At 71.2% G+C, this 3,735-nt stretch carries 3 protein-coding genes; 2 read left to right on the top strand and 1 reads right to left on the bottom strand.

Annotated features, from left to right (window positions below; all coding sequences use genetic code 11):
- Nucleotides 1–42 precede the first annotated feature (42 nt).
- Nucleotides 43–942 carry an ABC transporter permease gene (locus tag GBZ26_RS28170; RefSeq protein WP_174441633.1) on the top strand — a complete coding sequence of 300 codons (900 nt, stop codon included), beginning with the start codon at nucleotides 43–45 and terminating at the stop codon, nucleotides 940–942.
- On the top strand, nucleotides 939–1,736 hold the full coding sequence (locus GBZ26_RS28165) for an ABC transporter ATP-binding protein (RefSeq protein ID WP_174441632.1): 798 nt from the start codon (nucleotides 939–941) through the stop codon (nucleotides 1,734–1,736). Before GBZ26_RS28170 ends, GBZ26_RS28165 begins: the two co-directional genes overlap by 4 nt.
- A gap of 16 nt (nucleotides 1,737–1,752) precedes the next feature.
- On the opposite strand, the gene GBZ26_RS28160 is transcribed toward GBZ26_RS28165, so the two are convergent.
- Complete coding sequence (locus GBZ26_RS28160) at nucleotides 1,753–3,561, bottom strand: monovalent cation:proton antiporter-2 (CPA2) family protein (RefSeq protein ID WP_174441631.1); 1,809 nt, start codon at nucleotides 3,559–3,561, stop codon at nucleotides 1,753–1,755.
- Between the last annotated feature and the right edge of the window lie 174 nt (nucleotides 3,562–3,735).

Below are 3,735 nucleotides of genomic sequence, written 5' to 3'. Positions count from 1 at the left end.
GGTTTGGGTGGGGGCCTGTCACGACACCCCCAAGGACCAATCATGAGTGAAATCGCCTTCTTCGGGGCCGTCGAGATCGGGCTGGTGTACGCGCTGGTCGCCCTCGGCGTGTACCTGTCCTTCCGGGTGCTCGACTTCCCGGACCTGACGGTGGATGGCAGCTTCCCGCTGGGGGCCGCGGTCTGCGCCACGCTGCTGGTCGCCGGGGTCAACCCGTGGATCGCCAGCCTCGTCGCGGCGCTGGCCGGCTCGATGGCCGGGCTGGTCACGGCGACGCTGAACGTCCGCTTCAAGATCCTGCACCTGCTGGCCAGCATCCTGACCATGATCGCGCTGTTCTCGGTGAACCTGCGCATCATGGGACGCCCCAACGTGGCGCTGCTGATGCAGGACACCGTGCTGACGCCCTTCTACGGGCTGGGACTGCCCGACCATGTGGTGCGGCCGCTCGTCGTGCTGGTCGTGGTCGTCGCCATCGTCCTGCTGCTGTCCCGATTCCTGAACAGCGAGTTCGGCCTCGCCATGCGGGCGACCGGAGTCAACGCCCGGATGGCCCGCGCGCAGGGGGTTCAGACGGACTTCCACATCTACGCCGGCATGGCCCTGTCGAACGGTCTGTGCGCCCTGGCCGGGGCGCTGTTCGCCCAGACCAACGGCTTCGCCGACGTGACCACCGGCATCGGCACCATCGTCGTCGGTCTGGCCGCGGTGATCGTCGGCGAGACGGTGCTGCCGGCCCGCGCGATGCTGTGGGCGCTGGTCGGCTGCGTCGTCGGCTCCATCCTCTACCGTCTGGCGGTCCAGCTGGCCCTGTCGGCGGACGCCATCGGGCTCCAGGCCTCCGACCTCAACCTCGTCACCGCCGTCCTGGTCGCGGTGGCGCTGATCCTGCCGCGGCTGCGGCTGAAAGCCGCGTCGAAGAAGAGGGAGGCGGTCCGATGATCACGGTCGACGGCATCCACGTAACCTTCGGGCGCGGCACCCCGCTGGAGAAGCACGCCCTGCGCGGCGTCGACCTGACGATCCCGGAAGGGCAGTTCGTCACCGTCATTGGCTCCAACGGCGCCGGCAAGTCGACCTTCCTGGGCGCGCTGGCCGGCGACGTGATCGCCGAGGAGGGCCGCATCGCCATCGACGGGGTGGACGTCACCCGCTGGGCGACGCCGAAGCGCGCCTCGCTGGTCGCCCGCGTCTTCCAGGACCCGATGGTCGGAAGCTGCACCGCGCTGACCATCGAGGAGAACATGGCGCTGGCCGCCGCCCGTGGGCGCCGCCGCGGCCTGGGCTCCGCCCTGCGCGGCGACCGCCGCCGGCATTTCCGCGAGCGCATCGCGGAGCTGGGGCTGGGGCTGGAGAACCGGCTGCACGACCGCATGGGCCTGCTGTCCGGCGGGCAGCGGCAGGCGGTGAGCCTGCTGATGGCGACGCTCGCCGGCTCGAAGATCCTGCTGCTGGACGAGCACACGGCGGCGCTCGACCCCGGAACGGCGGAGTTCGTGCTCGGCCTGACCAAGCGCATCGTCGAGGAGAACCGGCTGACCACGCTGATGGTCACCCACTCCATGCGGCAGGCGCTGGACTACGGCGACCGCACGGTGATGCTGCACGAGGGTCGGATCGTGCTCGACGTGTCCGGCGAGCAGCGCGCCGGGCTGGACGTGCCGCACCTGCTGGCGCTGTTCGCCAAGCAGCGCGGCGGCGAGGACATCACCGACGACAGCCTGCTGATCGGGTGAGCTTGGGAGGGGGGCGTCAGACGGTCTTGCGGTCGCGCTCCCCCTCCGGTTCCTCGCGGTCGGCCTCGAACAGGGCCTGAAGCTCGGCGGCGGCCTGCCGGGAGGTCTGGATCAGGCGGTTCTCGTCGTGGTGCACGGCGTGCTGCCGGATCAGCGTGCGCTCGTCGTGCTCGCGGAAGGTGTCCAGCGTGTGGCGGGTCTCCTCCGGCGGCAGGCCGAGCGATTCCAGCACGCCGCCGGTCAGCCGCAGGCTCGAATCGTAGGTCTCGCGCACGAAATGCGTGACCCCGCGGTCCATCAGGAAATGGGCGTGGCGGCGGTTGCGGGCGCGGGCGTGGATGACGAGGTGGGGGAAGTGGCGCGTCGCCAGCTCCACCACGCGCAGCGACTGCTCCATGTCCTCCAGCGCCACCACCAGCACCTTGGCCTTGTCCGCCCCGGCGGCGCGCAGCAGGTCGAGCCGCGACGGGTCGCCGTAATAGACCTTGTTGCCGAATCGCCGCACGACGTCGACCTGCTCGGCGCTCTGCTCCAGCGCCGTGAAGGGGATGCCGCGCAGCCGCAGCACGCGGCCCACGATCTGCCCGACCCGGCCGAAGCCGCAGATCAGCACCGGCGGCTCGCCGTCCGGCGCGATGGTGTCGTAGGGGCGGACCGGCTTCACGATCAGCCGCGGCGCCAGCCAGCGCTCCTCCGCGGCGAAGACGAAGGGGGTGGCGATCATCGACAGCGTGACCACCAGCATGGCCGTCGCCGCCTGCCCCCCGGTCATCGCCCCGACGCCGACGGCCAGCCCGAACAGGACGAAGCCGAACTCTCCCCCCTGGCTCAGCACGGTGGACAGCCGCGTCGAGCCGCCCGGGCGCAGGCCGGACAGGCGGGCGAGCCCGAACAGCGCCGCCGCCTTCAACGCCATCAGCCCGAGCGCCAGCGACAGGTAGCGCACCGGCTCGGCCATCAGCGCGGCCACGTCGGCCCCCATGCCCACCGACACGAAGAACAGGCCGAGCAGCAGCCCCTCGAACGGCGCGATGTCGGCCTGCACCTCGTGCCGGTATTCCGAATCGGACAGCAGCACCCCGGCCATGAAGGCGCCGAGCGACATCGACAGCCCGGCCCAGGCGGCGAACAGGGCGGTGCCCAGCACGATCAGCAGGGCGGTGGCGGTGAAGATTTCCGGCGTCCGCGCGCCGTCCACCGCGCGCAGCACCGGGCGCAGCAGGTAGCGGCCACCGGCCAGGATCACCGCGATTGCTCCGCCGGCCTTCAGCACGGCCAGCCACGCGGTTCCCGCGTCCGGCACTTCCCCGGCGCCATGGCCGAGCAAGGGCAGCAGCGCCACCGCCGGGATGATGGCGAGGTCCTGGAACAGCAGGATCGAGAAGGCGCTGCGCCCGGCGTTGGTGGTCAGCAGCTCCCGCTCCGCCAGCATGGGAAGCACCATGGCGGTGGAGGACAGGGAGAGGCCGAATCCGGTCACCGCGGCGGCGGCGGGGGTGAATCCCAGCAGGACAATGGTGGCGGCGGCGATCACGACGGCGGTCACCGCGACCTGTGCGCCGCCGAGCCCCAGGACCGATCGTCGCATCACCCAGAGGCGGGCGGGGCGCAGCTCCAGCCCGATCAGGAACAGCAGCATGATGACGCCGAGTTCCGAGACGTGCCGGATCGCCTCGACGTCCGTCACAAGACCGAGCCCGCCCGGTCCGATGGCCAGCCCCGCGGCGAGATAGCCGAGCGGCCCGCCGAAGCCGATCCGCTTGGCCACCGGCACCGCCAGGACCACGGCGGCCAGCAGCACCACCAACGTCACGAAATCCGGCATCAGGCCCCGTCCGCGCTGTGTCGAGGGACGGAATATGGGGGGCGGAGGGCGAGGTGCCTATGTGGCAGCCGTTGCCCCCTCCCTAACCCTCCCCCGCTTCGCAGGTGAGGGGACAAAACTCCCTCTCCTGCGATAGCGGGGGAGGGTTAGGGAGGGGGCAACGGCTGCCACATA

The organism is Azospirillum formosense (assembly GCF_013340925.1).
Lineage (GTDB): Bacteria > Pseudomonadota > Alphaproteobacteria > Azospirillales > Azospirillaceae > Azospirillum > Azospirillum formosense.
This window is presented reverse-complemented; position numbering and strand designations above follow the sequence as displayed.